Annotated in this window: 14 protein-coding genes and 1 pseudogene; 8 read left to right on the top strand and 7 right to left on the bottom strand. The window is 65.4% G+C overall.

The annotated features are described in order from the left end of the window. Positions 1-91: 91 nt before the first annotated feature. From U4Y91_RS04330 to U4Y91_RS04320, 3 genes are all read left to right on the top strand, one after another. Complete coding sequence (locus U4Y91_RS04330) at positions 92-361, top strand: hypothetical protein (protein ID WP_321803562.1); 270 nt, start codon at positions 92-94, stop codon at positions 359-361. A gap of 607 nt (positions 362-968) precedes the next feature. Then, positions 969-3,800 carry an ATP-dependent Clp protease ATP-binding subunit gene (locus tag U4Y91_RS04325; protein WP_321803560.1) on the top strand — a complete coding sequence of 944 codons (2,832 nt, stop codon included), beginning with the start codon at positions 969-971 and terminating at the stop codon, positions 3,798-3,800. A gap of 124 nt (positions 3,801-3,924) precedes the next feature. After that, a complete protein-coding gene (locus tag U4Y91_RS04320) occupies positions 3,925-6,204 on the top strand; it encodes an FdhF/YdeP family oxidoreductase (protein WP_321803558.1) in 2,280 nt (759 codons plus the stop codon). A gap of 148 nt (positions 6,205-6,352) precedes the next feature. Here the strand turns inward: U4Y91_RS04320 and U4Y91_RS04315 are convergent. Together U4Y91_RS04315 and U4Y91_RS04310 are read right to left on the bottom strand one after the other, a co-directional pair. Next, a pseudogene (locus U4Y91_RS04315) lies at positions 6,353-6,630 on the bottom strand (cytosine permease); the annotation flags it as partial. Continuing rightward, entirely contained in the window at positions 6,624-7,679 is a 1,056-nt protein-coding gene (locus tag U4Y91_RS04310; protein ID WP_321803556.1) for a DUF6396 domain-containing protein, read from the bottom strand. The pseudogene U4Y91_RS04315 and the gene U4Y91_RS04310, both read right to left, overlap by 7 nt. Positions 7,680-8,109: 430 nt before the next feature. Between U4Y91_RS04310 and U4Y91_RS04305 the strand changes: the two genes are divergently transcribed. Then, positions 8,110-8,265, top strand: a complete 156-nt coding sequence (locus U4Y91_RS04305; RefSeq protein ID WP_185715783.1) for a hypothetical protein — start codon at positions 8,110-8,112, stop codon at positions 8,263-8,265. Positions 8,266-8,475: 210 nt separating this feature from the next. Then, positions 8,476-9,489, top strand: coding sequence for a tryptophan--tRNA ligase (trpS, locus tag U4Y91_RS04300; protein WP_321803554.1), 1,014 nt, complete (start codon positions 8,476-8,478; stop codon positions 9,487-9,489). Between the two features lie 114 nt (positions 9,490-9,603). On the opposite strand, the gene U4Y91_RS04295 is transcribed toward trpS, so the two are convergent. Beyond that, complete coding sequence (locus U4Y91_RS04295; protein ID WP_321803552.1) at positions 9,604-10,017, bottom strand: VOC family protein; 414 nt, start codon at positions 10,015-10,017, stop codon at positions 9,604-9,606. Between the two features lie 455 nt (positions 10,018-10,472). On the opposite strand from U4Y91_RS04295, the gene U4Y91_RS04290 reads away from it, so the two are divergent. The 3 genes from U4Y91_RS04290 (at position 10,473) to U4Y91_RS04280 (ending at position 11,820) form a co-directional block, all read left to right on the top strand. Then, positions 10,473-10,901 (top strand): STM2901 family protein, encoded by a 429-nt coding sequence (locus tag U4Y91_RS04290; protein WP_321803551.1) that lies wholly within the window; start codon positions 10,473-10,475, stop codon positions 10,899-10,901. Continuing rightward, entirely contained in the window at positions 10,898-11,251 is a 354-nt protein-coding gene (locus U4Y91_RS04285) for a DUF1493 family protein (RefSeq protein WP_321803549.1), read from the top strand. The genes U4Y91_RS04290 and U4Y91_RS04285 overlap by 4 nt, the downstream gene beginning before the upstream one ends. 128 nt (positions 11,252-11,379) lie before the next feature. Next, positions 11,380-11,820 (top strand): nuclear transport factor 2 family protein, encoded by a 441-nt coding sequence (locus U4Y91_RS04280; protein ID WP_321803547.1) that lies wholly within the window; start codon positions 11,380-11,382, stop codon positions 11,818-11,820. Positions 11,821-11,852: 32 nt separating this feature from the next. Here the strand turns inward: U4Y91_RS04280 and U4Y91_RS04275 are convergent, their stop codons facing one another. The 4 genes from U4Y91_RS04275 to U4Y91_RS04260 form a co-directional block, all read right to left on the bottom strand. Then, positions 11,853-12,239, bottom strand: a complete 387-nt coding sequence (locus U4Y91_RS04275; protein ID WP_321803546.1) for a VOC family protein — start codon at positions 12,237-12,239, stop codon at positions 11,853-11,855. A gap of 48 nt (positions 12,240-12,287) precedes the next feature. After that, positions 12,288-13,208, bottom strand: coding sequence for a bestrophin family protein (locus U4Y91_RS04270; RefSeq protein ID WP_321803544.1), 921 nt, complete (start codon positions 13,206-13,208; stop codon positions 12,288-12,290). Positions 13,209-13,383: 175 nt separating this feature from the next. Next, the gene (gene cydB / locus U4Y91_RS04265; RefSeq protein ID WP_321803542.1) at positions 13,384-14,391 is read right to left on the bottom strand and encodes a cytochrome d ubiquinol oxidase subunit II; all 1,008 of its coding nucleotides are present in this window, start codon (positions 14,389-14,391) and stop codon (positions 13,384-13,386) included. A 3-nt stretch (positions 14,392-14,394) separates the two neighbouring features. Then, positions 14,395-15,795 carry a cytochrome ubiquinol oxidase subunit I gene (locus U4Y91_RS04260; RefSeq protein WP_044848141.1) on the bottom strand — a complete coding sequence of 467 codons (1,401 nt, stop codon included), beginning with the start codon at positions 15,793-15,795 and terminating at the stop codon, positions 14,395-14,397. Positions 15,796-15,895 lie beyond the last annotated feature (100 nt).

Here is a 15,895-nt window from a genome sequence, read left to right as displayed (position 1 = left end):
CCCGCGCGATGCCCGACGGGCATCGCGTACACCGGCCGCATGGCCGGCCGCACGTTCGTCGCCGATCGAACCATCCTGCATGGAGCGAGAAATGAGCGAATCGAATGAAGCATTACAGGCACTGCAAGCGTCGATCGACGGCCTGAAGCAGGCCGTCGACGCGAACGCGAGCCGCCAGGCCGGCGACACCGCCGTATTGTTCACCGTGGTGTCGCTGATGCTGGCCGAACTGCCGCCCGACACGCGCAACCTGATCGAGGATTCATTCTCCGTCTGGGCCAATGGTCTGCAGAATGCGGCACTGTCAACCGACGTGAAGCAGATCGCACGGCAGAAACTTGCGATGACACTCTCCGACTGACGCCGCCTCGCCACGGTTGGGCCATGTCCGGCCCGCACCGTGCAACCCGCCCGCTTCGCCAGCGGCCTCGCGCCACGCACCGGTTGCGGTGCGCGCGAGGCCCAGCCTGCCCCGTCCGCGCACGCTGCCGTCCGGCGCGCTCGCGCAGATGCGCGCGCGCCGCGTTTCGTCGCGCGCGCCCCTTCCCGTTTACTCCCTGCCGGCGCCCTGCGCGCCGATGTCGCACCGCGCTTCGCGCGCGTCGCACGCCGCCACGTTTGCGCATCCCGCGCGCCGCACCCGCATGCGCGCTCGTCTGTACTCCTTGCGTCTCATGCTCGCACGCTTGTGAGGGTGCAATTCCCGGCCGGGCCGATGCGGAACTGTGTCTTGGAGGCCCTGGGCCGATTCGCTATTTTGAACGCAGTCGACGTGATGGCGCAGGCGCCGCGAAGCACCGGTGTTGCCGGCGTCGAGCACGGCCGGTCGCCATGCCGGCGCGCGCTGCGCGAGGGCGCCGGCATGGCGCGCGCGCCGCCGGCCGCGTCGTGCGGCAGGCACGCCCCGGCGCCATCGCGCATCGGGACTTCCCTTTCGATTCACGTTCATTGACAGGAGCCAGACCACCATGCCCGCACTTTGCGACATCTGTCACGCCCGGCCGGCCGTCGCGCGCGCCACCGTGATGCAGGACGGCGAGCGCAAGACGATCTCGATCTGCGACTACCACTTCCGTCAGCTGATGCGCCATCAGAGCATGCTGAACCCGTTCGACTCGCTGCTGGGCGGCGGCACGTCGTCGCTGTTCGGCGAGTCCGGCGACGCGTCGCCGCTTGCCGCGGAGATTCCGCGCGAATCGGTCGACCCGACCGACGCGTTCAGCGAGCAGACGCTCGAACTGCTGCAGCGCGCGGCCGAGAAGGCGCACGAGCTGCGCCGCAGCGAACTCGACAGCGAACACCTGCTGTACGCACTCGCGGACACCGACGTCTGCGCCGCGCTGCTGAAGGAACTGAAGCTGTCGCCACAGGACATCAAGTCGTACATCGACGAGCACGCGCACACCGGCACGGCCTCCCCCGATGCGTCGCTCGACAAGCTGTCGATCTCGCCGCGCGTGAAGAAGGCCGTGCAGTACGCGTTCCAGGCGTCGCGCGACCTCGGTCACTCGTACATCGGCCCCGAGCACCTGCTGATCGGTCTCGCGTCGGTACCGGACAGCATCGCCGGCACGCTGCTGAAGAAATACGGCGTGACGCCTGAAGCGCTGCGCCAGAAGGTCGTGAAGGTCGTCGGCAAGGGTGCGGAAGACGGCCGCGTCGATGCGCCGACCGGCACGCCGAATCTCGACAAGTTCGGCCGCGACCTCACCGCGATCGCGCGCCAGGGCAAGCTCGACCCGGTGCTCGGCCGCGCGCAGGAAATCGAAAGCACGATCGAGGTGCTCGCGCGCCGCAAGAAGAACAACCCGGTGCTGATAGGCGAGCCGGGCGTCGGCAAGACCGCGATCGTCGAAGGCCTCGCGCAGCGGATCGTGAACGGCGACGTGCCCGAAGTGCTGCGCGGCAAGCGGCTCGTCGAAGTCAACATCAACTCGATGGTCGCCGGCGCGAAGTATCGCGGCGAATTCGAGGAGCGCGCGAAGCAGCTGATCGACGAAGTGACCGCTAAGCATGACGAACTGATCCTGTTCATCGACGAGCTGCATACGATCGTCGGCGCGGGCCAGGGCGGCGGCGAAGGCGGGCTCGACATCGCGAACGTGCTGAAGCCGGCGCTCGCGCGCGGCGAGCTGAGCCTGATCGGCGCGACCACGCTGAACGAATACCAGAAGCACATCGAGAAGGACGCAGCGCTGGAGCGGCGCTTCCAGCCGGTGTTCGTGCCGGAGCCGAGCGTCGAGCAGACGATCGTGATCCTGCGCGGGCTGCGCGACAGCCTCGAGGCGCACCATCAGGTGACGTTCGCCGACGACGCGTTCGTCGCGGCCGCCGAGTTCGCCGACCGCTACATCACCGCGCGCTTCCTGCCCGACAAGGCGATCGACCTGATCGACCAGGCCGCCGCGCGCGTGCGGATCGGCGCGACGTCGCGCCCCGTCGACATCCAGGAAGGCGAAGCGCAGATCGCGCAGTTGAAGCGCGAGCAGGACTACGCGACGTCGCGCAAGCGCTTCGACGAAGCGAAGCAGTTCGAAGAACAGATCAACGAGAAGCAGAAGTCGCTCGATGAAAAGATGGAAGCGTGGCAGCGCAAGACCGGTTCCGAGACGCTCGAGGTGACCGTCGAATCGGTCGCCGAAGTCGTGTCGCGGCTGACCGGCATTCCGGTGTCGGAGCTCACGCAGGAAGAACGCCAGAAGCTGCTGAAGATGGAAGAGCAGCTGCGCGAGCGCGTGGTCGGCCAGAACGACGCGGTGGTCGCCGTCAGCGACGCGGTGCGGCTGTCGCGCGCCGGGCTCGGCCAGACGCACCGGCCGATCGCGACGTTCCTGTTCCTCGGGCCGACCGGCGTCGGCAAGACCGAGCTCGCGAAGGCGCTGGCCGAGACCGTGTTCGGCGACGAGCAGGCGATCATCCGCATCGACATGTCCGAGTATATGGAGCGGCACGCGGTCGCGCGGCTGATCGGCGCGCCGCCCGGCTACGTCGGCTACGACGAAGGCGGCCAGCTCACCGAGCGCGTGCGGCGCCGCCCGTACAGCGTGATCCTGCTCGACGAGATCGAGAAGGCCCATCCGGACGTCTACAACGTGCTGCTGCAGGTGTTCGACGACGGCCGGCTGACCGACGGCAAGGGCCGCGTGGTCGACTTCAGCAACACGATCATCATCGCGACGAGCAACCTCGGCGCCGCGATCATCATGGACAACCTCACGCAGCCGGAAGCCGCGCGCAAGACCGACAAGGCGATCCGCGAGCAGCTGATGCAGGTGCTGAAGGGCCATTTCCGCCCCGAGTTCCTGAACCGGATCGACGAGGTGATCGTGTTCCATGCGCTGTCGAAGGAGAACATCCGCTCGATCGTGCAGATCCAGCTCGACCGCGTGGTGCGCACCGCCGCCGCGCAGGACATCACGCTCGTGATGGGCGATTCGCTCGTCGAACACCTGACCGAAGCCGGCTACCAGCCGGAGTTCGGCGCGCGCGAACTGAAACGCCAGGTGCGACAGATCATCGAGACGAAGCTCGCGAAGGAAATCCTGGCGGACAAGCTGACGTCCGGCGATCGCGTCGAGGTCGACTACGACAAGGCCAGCGACGAAGTGAAGTTCAACAAGCTGGCGCCGCCTGAAGTCAAGGACGCGAAGCAGGACGCCGACGGCAAGGCCAGGCCGAACGGCAAGGCCGCGAAGGCATCGGCCGATGAAAAGGATGACGAAGCGAAGGCCGACGCACCGCCACCTGTAGCAAAGGCATCCGGCAAGAAGGCGTCCGGTGCGAAGAAGGACGCGCAGTGATACCACGCGGGCCCGCACGCACGGGCCCGCATGACCGGCTCCGTCCACCGGACGGAGCCGCCCCACGCCGCCACGCGGCGCAACTCGAGCCACCCCGCAGCGGGACCGGTTCACGGAGATTCACATGACAAATCGACGCGAAGTGCCAGGCATCAGGAAGTACGACGGGCCCGCCGGCGGTTGGGGCGCGCTTCGCGCCACAGCCGACGCGGTGCGAACGCAGATGGATGCCATCGAGGCGCCGATCGTGCTGATGCGGACCAACCAGCCCGACGGTTTCGACTGTCCCGGCTGCGCGTGGCCCGACAAGGAACACAAATCGACGTTCCAGTTCTGCGAGAACGGCGCGAAGGCCGTCACGTGGGAGGCAACGACCAAGCGCGTGACGCCCGAGTTCTTCGCGGCGAACACCGTGTCGTCGCTGCTGCGGATGTCCGACTACGAGCTGGAGAACATGGGCCGGCTCACGCATCCGCTCGTCTACGATCGCGCGACCGACACGTTCCGCGCGGTCGAATGGGACGATGCGTTCGCGCGCATCGGCGAGGTGCTGCGTGCGCTGCCGCCCGAGCAGGTCGAGTTCTATACGTCGGGGCGCGCGTCGAACGAAGCCGCGTACCTGTATCAGCTGTTCGCGCGCGAGCTCGGCACCAACAACTTCCCCGACTGCTCGAACATGTGCCACGAGCCGACCAGCGTCGGCCTGCCGCAATCGATCGGGATCGGCAAGGGCACGGTGTCGCTGGAGGATTTCGACCACTGCGAGCTGATCATCTCGATCGGCCACAACCCCGGCACGAACCACCCGCGGATGATGGGCACGCTGCACGAGTGCTCCCGCCGCCACGTACCGATCATCGTATTCAATCCGCTCCGCGAGCGAGCGCTCGAACGCTTCGCGGATCCTCAGGACATGATCGAGATGGCGTCGTTCGGCTCGACGCGGATCGCATCGACCTACTACCAGGTCGACGCGGGCGGCGACGCGGCCGCGCTGAAGGGCATCATGAAGGCGCTGCTGCAGCTCGAGGCCGAGCGCGGCGACGTGCTCGACCGCGATTTCATCGCGCAGCACACCAGCGGCTTCGACGCGTTCTCCACCGACCTGCAGGCCACCTCGTGGGACGACATCGAGCGCGCGAGCGGCCTGAGCCAGGCGCAGCTCGAACAGGTCGCGCTCGCCTATGCGAAGTCGAACGCGACGATCGTCACATACGGGATGGGTGTCACGCAGCACAACAAGGGCACCGCGACCGTGCGCCTGATCGCCGACCTGCTGCTGATGCGCGGCAACTTCGGCAAGCCCGGCGCGGGCGTGTGCCCGCTGCGCGGCCACTCCAACGTGCAGGGCAACCGCACGGTCGGCATCACCGAGAAGCCGTCGGCCGAGTTCCTGCAGAAGATCGAGGACGTGTGCGGCTTCAAGCCGCCCGCGCATCACGGGCACGACGCCGTGCAGGCCATGCAGGCGATGGTCGACGGCCAGGCCAAGGCGCTGCTGTGCCTCGGCGGCAACTTCGCGGTCGCGCTGCCCGATCCCGAGCTGTCGTTCCCCGCGATGGCGAAGCTCGATCTCAGCGTGCATCTCGGCACGAAGCTGAACCGCTCGCATCTGCTGGTTGCGAAGGAAACCTATGTCTTGCCCGTGCTCGGCCGCACCGAGCTCGACGTGCAGGCGAGCGGCCGGCAATCGATCACCGTCGAGGATTCGATGTCGATGGTTCACGCATCGGCCGGCAAGCTCAAGCCGGCGTCCGACGCGTTGCGCTCGGAGCCCGCGATCGTCGCGGGGATCGCGCATGCGACGCTGCCGAACAGCAAGGTCGCGTGGCTCGACCTGATCGCCGACTACGACCGCATCCGCGACCTGATCGACAAGACGGTGCCCGGCTTCGAGGCGTTCAACGAGCGGATCCGCACGCCGGGCGGCTTCCGCCTGCCGCTGCCGCCCACCGAGCGCGTGTGGCCCACGCCGACCGGCAAGGCGATGTTCTCGGTCTACACGGGCGTGAAGGAAGACGCGGACGTGCTCGGCGCCGAGCAGGTGCTGCGGCTGATCACGCTGCGCAGCCACGACCAGTACAACACGACGATCTACGGACTCGACGACCGCTATCGCGGCGTGTTCGGGCGGCGCGACGTGCTGTTCATGAACCCGGCCGATCTCGCGAAGTACGGGCTCGAACACGGCGACCTCGTCGACATCGAGACGATCACCGCATCGGGCCGCACGCTGCGCCTCGAGAAGATCACCGCGATCGAGTACGACATCGCGCCGGGGTCGGTCGGCGCGTACTACCCGGAAGCGAACGTGCTCGTGCCGCTCGACTACATCGACAAGGAAAGCGGCACGCCGTCGTACAAGTCGGTGCCGGTGCGGGTCGCGCGTTCCGCGGTCGTGTGATCCGCGGGCGGGCAGGTTCGCGACGCGTGGCACGCTAGGACATGCCGCGAATCCGAACCTGCCCTCCCTCTCCTTTCCCATCTCCCGGCGGCCGCATCGCAACCGATGCGGCCGCCGCTTCATTCAATCGCGACGAACGACGATCCGCTTACCGCGCCGCCGACGGCGGCAGAGGCGCGCCCGTCTGCCGGCGACGGTACGCGCTGTCGCGCGTCGCGAGCCAGTAGTACAGCGGCGACGTCAGTGCGAGGCCGACGAGCCAGGACGAGCAGCGCGCACGAGATCGACGAGATCGCCGACGAAATTCGTCGATGCGCCGATCGCTGCGTAGCGGCATGCAACGAAGCTCGCCACCGACACCACCGCGCGCGTCTTCGCGGTCGGAGTCCACTTGTACGCGAAGGTCTGCACCGACGCGATCACCGCGCCCCCTGCGTATGTGCGTGGTCGAGGCGATGCCCGGAGAAAGCGGGGAGCGTGTCCGAAACCGGCAGCGCCGGTTTCGCCGCATCGATCAATGTCGTTTTGTTGCCGTCCCACTTGGGCAACTTGGCCGGCGGCAGCGGCACGACCTTGTCAAGATTCGGCAGACGAAGGTCCGGATCGCGTTCGAGGCGGTCGGCGAGAATTCCGTAGCGTTCGGCGCGCGCCTCGTCCTTGACATGGCCGACCAACGCATCACCCTTGCCGAACGAAGCGCTCAACCATCCGGCACTCTCGGCGCTCCCGAATTGCACACCCGCATGCAAGGTTTCGAGTGCGTGTTCGTTGTTCTCGCCCAATTCCGCGCGATCACCGACGATCGTCGTCCCCAGTTCATATGCTGCACGCCCGTTTCCCTGCGCGACACCGCATTCCAGCATTTGAAGCGCAATCTTCCGATTCCCCCAAAAGCCCGCTTTGGGATCGTCATAAATCGCGTCCATCTTGCTGCCCAAATATGCCATCGCATTCGGACTCCCCATATCGGCAGCCAGTTGCCAGAATGCATAGGCTCTGCTCGCATCCTGCTTCACCCCGATCCCGTCCATGTAATACGTGCCCATTAGATCGTAGGCCGCCGGAATGCCGAGTTTCATCGCCTGTTCAGTGATCTGAACGGCATGTTCGGAATCACGATCCACGCCTTCGCCTCGAGCATACGCATTCGCCAGATTCAACATCGCCTTCCAGTGTTTGCGTTCGGCGGCCTTCGCCCATAACTCGACGGCCCCCCTATAGTCGCGCTGATCCGGCCACAGCAACGAACTGGTGAGTGCGATCGCTCGCGTATTCCAACGATCTGCCTCTCGATCGATCCGAGGAACAACGTCGGCTTCATGCTTGCATTCGAACGCTTCGCGGTGTGGATTGAACGCAGTCAGCGACATGTTGCGAGGAAGCGAATCGTTCCTTGCACAGGCGGCACATCCAACCATCAGAAGAACGGAAGCCAATCGGATCACCCGGATACGGTCGGCGGCGATCAGACGCAATCGAATTCGCACGATATCGAATACCTTGCACGAGAAGAAATAAATGCACTGTCACGTGGGCAGTATGGAACGGTACAAACGGCCCGGTGACAAGGCCTTCGTCCGGCAATCTCATGGGCCGTCGGCAATGGCCCGCAGTCGGGAAAAGCATCTCCGTTCATACGCCGCTGATTTTACGTTGAGTCCCTTTAATCCGTCCCCACCCGACAATTCTTGACTATGCGCATGCCGTCGAACTGGTACGATGCGCGTCACCAGGCGAGACGCATCCGGCGCGTCTGATCGTTCCCCTTTTCGATCTCCCGCACGCGATCCCCTTGCCGCGCCGAGCCGCCGGCTCGGCCCCCCGTCGAACCCCGCAACACCCGGCGTCGGCCCCACCCGACCCGTTGCAGCAACCGTTGGAGTAGCGCACGTTGCGCCTGCAAGCATGAAGAAACTGAAGCAGCACATCCGCATCTTGGGCGAGATCGACCGCACGCCGCTGGTACGCGCCGGCGCGCTGCTGTTGATGGCCGGCCTGCTGTACCTGCTGTGGCCGTCGGCCGAAACCGCCTACCTCGCGATGGAGTCGGTCATACGCTGACGCAGCACGCCCATCCCCGCACTACGCTATACTCGCGCAATGGAAACCAAACCTGCCTCGCCGAACGTGCATCGCTGGTGGCGCGCCTGACCCAGGCGGCCCGTTTCCTTTTGCATGTCCCGAACGTGATGCCGCCAGCCATGGCGGCATTGTCGTTTCTGCGCCCGAATCATGGCTGGTGGCTTCGATAACCCGGAGCCAATCCACACCATGACGCCCCCGACCCGACCGACCATCCTCACCGGCGACCGCACGACCGGCCCGCTGCATCTCGGCCACTACATCGGCTCGCTGCGCGCGCGCGTGCAGATGCAGCACGACGCGACGCAGTTCCTGCTGCTCGCCGACACGCAGGCGCTGACCGACAACATGGGCCGTCGCCAGCGCGTCACCGAGAACGTGATCGAGGTCGCGCTCGACTACCTGGCCGTCGGCATCGACCCGGCGATCTCGACGATCGTCGTCCAGTCGCAGGTGCCCGAGCTCGCCGAGCTGTCGCAATACCTGCTCAACCTCGTCACGGTCGCGCGCCTCGAGCGCAATCCGACCATCAAGGAAGAAATCCGCCTGCGCGGCTTCGAGCGCGACATCCCGGCCGGCTTCCTGACCTACCCCGTCAGCCAGGCCGCCGACATCACCGCCTTCAAGGCGACGCACGTGCCGGTCGGCGACGACCAACTGCCGATGATCGAACAGACCAACGAACTCGTGCGCCGCTTCAACGCGACGGTCGACAAACCGGTGCTGGTCGAATGCGAGGCCGTGCTGTCGGCGGTGACGCGGCTGCCGGGCATCGACGGCAAGGCGAAGATGAGCAAGTCGCTCGGCAACGCGATCACGCTCGGCTCGACGCCGGACGAGATCACGCGAGCCGTGAAGGACATGTACACGGACCCGAACCACCTGCGCGTCAGCGATCCCGGCCAGGTCGAAGGCAACGTCGTGTTCACGTTCCTCGACGCGTTCGAGCCCGACGTGCAGAAGGTCGACGAACTGAAGGCGCACTATCGCCGCGGCGGCCTCGGCGACAGCGTCGTCAAGCGCGTGCTGAACGAGCGGCTGCAGGCGCTGATCGAGCCGATCCGTGCGCGCCGCCGCGAATTCGAGGCGGACAAGGCGGAGGTGATGGCGATCCTGAAGCGCGGCACGACGCATGCGCGCGAGGTGGCCGGCGCGACGCTGGCCGAGGTGAAAGGCGCGATGGGGCTCACGTATTTCGATTGAGCCGTGCACGGCAAACGCGGCCGGGCGGCGTGGCGTGGCGCACTGCCGGCGCCGCGCTTACCCCGATGCCCACCGGCACACCGCGAAGCCGCGGTCAGTCGTCCGCAAGCACCGTCACGGCCGCTCGTGCGCCGACGGCGCTGCGTGGCACACGGCCTCGATCCGGTTGCCGGCAGGGTCGGCGAGAAACGCCGCGTAGTAGTCGGCGTGATAATGCGGCCTCAATCCGGGATCGCCGTCGGACTGGCCGCCCGCGGAGAGCCCTGCCTCGAAAAATGCATGTACCTGCTCGCGAGAACCGGCCTTGAAGCACCAGTGCCGCTTGCTCGTCCCGACTTCGGCGGGATCGAGATACACCGCCAGGAAGGTCGACGCGATGTCGTTCGCATTGCAGCGTTCGCCATAACCGAGCGCGTTGGGCCGGTCGTAGACCTTGGCCGCGCCCAGTGCGGCCATGACACCGTCGTAGAACGGGCGTGCCCGGTCGATATCAGGAACTCCGATGGACACGTGATCGAGAAGTTGCATGGGATTGGCTCCGTTGAACGAGTACGAGTCTACACAAACATGTCACTTCGAACCGGCCGACCGTCCACATCAAGTGCAACGCAATCCGCGTGCTGCATCGCGATCAACAGATCGACGCGCCGTCATGTCGGACGGCCGACTCTCGCGGCCAAGGCGAATCTCGGCCTGGCACACTGCCGGCAACACTCGGAAACACTTCGATTGGAGCCACCCGTCGCCATCTTCATGGTCCATGCCTCGCCCGCTGCTGGGCGGCGCGTCAACAACGACGGGGGCAAACGCAGGCCACCCAGCATCCCTCGCTCGGCCAATCAGTCCATCGAAAGCCGGCGGTACAGCCTCACACGCATTGATCCGCAACGGCGGTTTCATTAACGTGCCTCGCAAATTGCAACCAACGCGAGCGTGACGTGCGGTAGATCCGCGTCGTTTCGTCTGCACCGAGAGGGCGCCGAGTGAATACCTACCGCTACCAGAACCAGCAGAACCTGAGTCCCGTCGAATTATTCTTCCTCATTGCCGCAGACGAAACCTGCAAGCAGGTCGATATAGACGACGTGGAAGCGGTCATTTTGATACTTTCCGGCCTACCGATTCTCCCGACCCGTACCAAGCCGCTCGGGGCAACTCAAGGTACGTCTGTTGCATCGGTCATGGCACGATCCATATTCCGGTATGAATTCAGGCGCAAGCTACTACCGACCGTCACGCTGAAAAGCATCAAGCGTCTGCGCGTGATCCTGACTCACAGGCTTGCGGTATTTGTCGGCCGGACCATTCCAGGCGTCGGTTGGGTATTGCTCGCAAAGGATGCATTCCATATTGTCCGGAACACTGTTTACCGGTACAACCAGATTGCAAAACCGGAGGACAGGATTCCATGACGGACGACCGCCACATTTGGGAAGCACTGGAAGCATTCGTTCGCGAGGAGGCGGCAGTATCGAGCAAACAGCGGATTACCGCGGAGACCTCGATCGCCGACGATCTCGGACAAACCGGAGACGACGCGGACATCTTCATGGAGCGCTTCTTCGCGCGATTCGGTGTGGATCGCGGCGACTACGATTTCGGGCGTTATTTCCTGATGGAGGGTGAAGGGCTCCTGTATCACATGGTTCGCAAGTTCATTCTCAGGAAGTCCCATACGTTCGATCGAGACGCGCTGACCGTCGGCATGCTCGGCAAAGCCATAGCGCTGGGTGTGTGGGACACCGCGGAGATCAGGAACTGATCCTCACGCAGCGTCACCGACACATCACGTGCGAGCCCGACACTCGCGCTCGATTAGTCCACTCCGCCGATGTCGCACTCGCCCCCGCCCGCTATCGTTTCCCCGTCATCCCCACCGTCCGCGCCATCATGACACCCCAGGAAACGATCGACCGGCTGGAAATCCAGGATCTGCTCACGCGTTACTGCCACGCCGTCGACCGGCGCGACTGGAACGAGTTCGAACGCCTGTTCGCCGACAACGCGATGCTCGACTACGCCGCATTCGGCGGCCCGGTCGGCGACCGTGCGGACATCGCGCGCTATCTGAAACAGGCGACGTCGGCGATGCGCGGCACGCAGCACACGATCTCGCCGTCGCTGCTGGTCGTCGACGGCAACGCCGCAACGGCACGCACCGCCGGCCAAGTAATGATGATCGCGGCCGACGAATCCGGCGACGACCGCGTGCACTTCGTCGGGCTGTGGTATCGCGACCTGCTGGTCAGGACCGAATGCGGCTGGCGCATCCAGAGCCGCATGCAGGAGCGCAGCTGGACGCAGCACGCGCCTCCCGTCGCGGTGCTTTAAAACGGCGCGTCGAGCATCACGCCGTCCACGCGTCACTTCATCTGCATCAGCTGCACGAGGTTGCCGCACGTATCGTCGAGCACCGCGACCCGCACGGGCCCCGCGTCCATCGGCGCCAGCGTGAAGCGCACGCCGAGCGCGTCGAGCCGCGCGAACTCCGCGTCGAGATCGTCGACTTGGAACGACGCCGCCGGAATGCCGTCCTCGTAGAGCGCCTGACGATAAGGCCCGACCGCGCGATGATGGCTCGGCTCGAGCATCAGCTCGGTGCCGTCAGGCTGGTCCTTCGACACGACCGTCAGCCAGCGGTACTCGCCCACCGGCACGTTGTTCTTCAACCGGAAGCCGAGGATGTCGGTATAGAACGCGAGCGCCTTGTCCTGATCGTCGACAAAGATGCTCGTCACGTAGATGCGCATGTGATGTTCTCCGAATCAAACGTGCCGCCGCGCGCGTCGCCGTGCCGCTCACGTGATCTGATACGTCGACGCCGGCACGAATTCCTCCGGCATCGCGCGATCGCCCAGTTCGAGCACCGACCGTTCGATCGTGCGCGCCATCGCATCGAGCGCGAGCGCGTTCGGCGCGAGGCCGAACGGCTCGGCGACCTCGTTCGCGATCGCTTCGAGCGCGATCAGCGTGTACGAAATGAACACACAAATCAGCGGCGTGAAAAACTCCGTCGAATCGACGAGGCCGAACGGCAGCAGCACGCAATAAGCATAGACGGTGCGATGCAGCAGCACGCTGTACGAGAACGGAATCGGCGTCGTGAGGATCCGCTCGCAACCGCCCACCGCCTTGCCCAGCTCGACCAGCTGCGCATCGAACATCCAGCACGTCGCGTCGCTGCCGGGCGCGCGCCCCAGCGCGCGGACGATCCCGCCGCGCAGTTCGTCGAGAATCGCGACGGGCTGGTAGCACTTGTGCGCGAACGCGGCGGCGCGCTCGGCGCCGAGGATGCGCTGCAGGTCTTGCGCCGGATCGGTATGGCGCAGTTGATGCTTCAGCGCATACGTGAACGCGATCAGCAGATCGGCGAGCCGGTTGCGCTCCGCGTCGCCGACGCTGTCGGGCAGGTAGCGCCGCAGTTGCGACGTGACCGTGCGCGCGGCGATCAGCAGGTTGCCCCACAGAAGCCGCGCCTCCTTGAAGCGCTCGAAGCTCGCGTTGTTGCGAAACGCGAGAAAGATCGCGAGCGCGAGCCCGAACAGCGTGAACGGCGCGGTGTTCAGCGGAATCTTCTCGCCGAAGATGCGCCCGTTCGTGAAGACCGCCAGCGTGCTGACGATCGCCATGAACACGAGTTGCGGAATGATCGACTGCAGCACGGAGCCGTTCCATACGAACAGCATCCTGAGCCAGTTTTGTCGTGGTCTGACGATCATGGTGTTGTCTCGACTGCCAAGGGAATACGCAATGCGGAGTGCCGCCGCCCGATGTGCGACGGCCCGCGCGTGGCGGGCCGCTGTCCGATCGATACCGGGCCGGGTGACGAGACGCACGGCGGCTGCGCGAGATGATACGCCCGCGCACGTCGCGCGCCGTCACCGGCCGCGCCGGTCAGTGATAGCCGGCGTCGCCCTCGCGCACCTTGCCGCGGAACACGCGGTACTGCATCGCGTTGTACACGAGGATGATCGGCAGCACGATCACGGTGCCGACGAGCGCGAACAGCTGGCTCGAATGGCTCGACGACGCATCCCAGATCGTCAGCGACGGCGGCACGATGTTCGGCCAGATGCTGATCACGAGCCCGGTATAGCCGAGGAACACGAGCGCGAGCGTCAGCAGGAACGGCGTTGCCTCGTGCCGGCGCTTCACCGTGTGGAAGATGCCCCACACGCATGCGACGACGAGGACCGGCACCGGCAGGAACCAGCCGAGGTAGCCGCTGCCGAACCAGCGGTGCGCGACGGCCGGCAGCCCGATCACGGTCCACAGGCTGACCACGCCCATCACGGCGAGCAGCACGCCCGCGAGCGGCTTCATCAGCACGCGCATCTTGCGCTGCAGCTCGCCGTCGACCTTCAGGATCAGCCAGCCGCAGCCGAGCGTCGCATAGGTGACGAGCACGCCGATCCCGCAGAACAGGCTGAACGGCGACAGCCAGTCGAACGGCTCGCCCGCGAACTGGTTGTTCACGATCCGGATGCCCTGCAGCAGCGAACCCAGCGTGACGCCCTGGCAGAACGCGGCCAGCGCGGAGCCGCCGATGAACGCGAGATCCCACAGGTGTTGCGTGCGGTTCGCCTTCGCGCGCAACTCGAACGCCGCGCCGCGGAAGATCAGCCCGACCACCATCAGGATCAGCGGCAGGTAGTTCGCCGGCAACAGGGTCGAGTAGACGACCGGGAATGCGCCGTACAGGCCCGCGCCGCCGAGCACCAGAAAGGTCTCGTTGCCGTCCCACACCGGCGCGACGGTATTCAGCATGACTTCGCGTTCGACCTTGGCGTCGAAGAACGGAAACAGCAGGCCGATGCCGAGGTCGAAGCCGTCCAGCATCACGTAGATGAACACGCCGAGGCCGATGATCGCGGCCCACACGACAGGAAGATCGATCTGCATGGCTTACTCCGCTTCGGTGACGTTCAGCGGCGTGGACAGCGCGCTCTTGCGCAGCCCCGGATGCCGGTGCAGCTCGATGTATCCGGCATGGGCAGCCGGTCCGCGCTTCATCAGGTTCAGCATGTAGTAGATACCCGTCCCGAACACCAGGAAATACACGACCACGAAGATCAGCAGCGACACGCCGACCTGCTGCGCGCTGAGCGGCGCGACCGAATCGACGGTGCGCAGCACGCCGTATACGGTCCACGGCTGCCGCCCGACCTCGGTCGTGATCCAGCCGGCCAGCAGCGCGACGATGCCCGACGGCCCCATGCACACGACGAACCACTGGAACCAGCGCGTTTCATACAGGCGTCCGCCCTTTCTCAGCAGCAGGCCGAGCAGCGCGGTGAGCAGCATCAGCATCCCGAGGCCGGCCATGATCCGGAAGGTCCAGAACACGATCGGCGAATACGGACGGTCCTGCGCCGGGAATTCCTTCAGCCCGCGAATCTCGCCGCTCCAGCTGTGCGTAAGGATCAGGCTGCCGAGGTGCGGCACCTGGATCGCATAGCGCGTCGTCTCAGCCTGCATGTCGGGCAGGCCGACGAGGTTCAGCGCGGTGCCGCCCTTCTCGGTTTCCCACAGCCCCTCGATCGCCGCGATCTTCGCCGGCTGGTATTCGCGCGTGTTCAGCCCGTGCGCGTCGCCGACGACGATCTGGATCGGTGCGAGCAGCAGCAGCATCCACAGCGCCATCGAGAAGCTGCGCTTCACCGGCTCGTCGCGGCGCCCCTTCAGCAGGTGCCACGCGCCGCACGCGGCGACGATGAAGCCCGCGACGATGAACGCGGCGATCGTCATGTGCACGAGGCGATACGGGAACGACGGGTTGAAGATGATCTTGAACCAGTCGACCGGCACGACGAGCCCGTTCTCGATCTTGTAGCCCTGCGGCGTCTGCATGAAGCTGTTCGACGCGAGGATCCAGAACGTCGAGATCAGCGTGCCGACCGCGACCATCAGCGTCGCGAAGAAGTGCGCACGCGGGCTGACGCGCTGCCAGCCGAACAGCATCACGCCGAGGAAGCCGGCTTCGAGGAAGAAGGCCGTCAGGACTTCGTAAGTGAGCAGCGGGCCGGTGATGTTGCCCGCGACGCGCGAGAAGCCCGCCCAGTTCGTGCCGAACTCGTAGGCCATCACGACGCCGGAGACGACACCCATCCCGAAGCCGATCGCGAAGATCTTCGACCAGAACTGGAACATGGATTTGTAGGCGGCGTCGCCGGTGACGAGATAGCGCCATTCCAGCACCGCCAGGAAGCTCGCCATGCCGATGCTGATCGCCGGAAACACGATGTGGAACGACACCGTGAACGCGAATTGCAATCGGGCGAGATGGAACGCATCGAAGATTTCCATGACCGTAATTTGCTCGTGGTTGTGAGGACGTCAGCTCGAAGCAGGAAATCGCGCGACGGCTTCGCGACGGCACGTGCACACAACGACGGATCGCAGTGCA

The sequence above is a fragment of the Burkholderia sp. BCC1993 genome, assembly GCF_905339865.1.
Lineage (GTDB): Bacteria > Pseudomonadota > Gammaproteobacteria > Burkholderiales > Burkholderiaceae > Burkholderia.
Note: the sequence above shows the minus strand (reverse complement) of the source record. Positions and strands in the feature narration are given on the sequence as shown.

What these genes read in the sequence shown, in the direction of transcription:
- U4Y91_RS04275 (WP_321803546.1), bottom strand. Translation starts at nt 12,239, where the DNA reads ATGCGCATCTACGTGACGAGCATCTTTGTCGACGATCAGGACAAGGCG.
- U4Y91_RS04330 (WP_321803562.1), top strand. Translation starts at nt 92, where the DNA reads ATGAGCGAATCGAATGAAGCATTACAGGCACTGCAAGCGTCGATCGAC.
- U4Y91_RS04320 (WP_321803558.1), top strand. Translation starts at nt 3,925, where the DNA reads ATGACAAATCGACGCGAAGTGCCAGGCATCAGGAAGTACGACGGGCCC.
- trpS (WP_321803554.1), top strand. Translation starts at nt 8,476, where the DNA reads ATGACGCCCCCGACCCGACCGACCATCCTCACCGGCGACCGCACGACC.
- U4Y91_RS04295 (WP_321803552.1), bottom strand. Translation starts at nt 10,017, where the DNA reads ATGCAACTTCTCGATCACGTGTCCATCGGAGTTCCTGATATCGACCGG.
- U4Y91_RS04305 (WP_185715783.1), top strand. Translation starts at nt 8,110, where the DNA reads ATGAAGAAACTGAAGCAGCACATCCGCATCTTGGGCGAGATCGACCGC.
- U4Y91_RS04285 (WP_321803549.1), top strand. Translation starts at nt 10,898, where the DNA reads ATGACGGACGACCGCCACATTTGGGAAGCACTGGAAGCATTCGTTCGC.
- U4Y91_RS04325 (WP_321803560.1), top strand. Translation starts at nt 969, where the DNA reads ATGCCCGCACTTTGCGACATCTGTCACGCCCGGCCGGCCGTCGCGCGC.
- cydB (WP_321803542.1), bottom strand. Translation starts at nt 14,391, where the DNA reads ATGCAGATCGATCTTCCTGTCGTGTGGGCCGCGATCATCGGCCTCGGC.
- U4Y91_RS04260 (WP_044848141.1), bottom strand. Translation starts at nt 15,795, where the DNA reads ATGGAAATCTTCGATGCGTTCCATCTCGCCCGATTGCAATTCGCGTTC.
- U4Y91_RS04280 (WP_321803547.1), top strand. Translation starts at nt 11,380, where the DNA reads ATGACACCCCAGGAAACGATCGACCGGCTGGAAATCCAGGATCTGCTC.
- U4Y91_RS04270 (WP_321803544.1), bottom strand. Translation starts at nt 13,208, where the DNA reads ATGATCGTCAGACCACGACAAAACTGGCTCAGGATGCTGTTCGTATGG.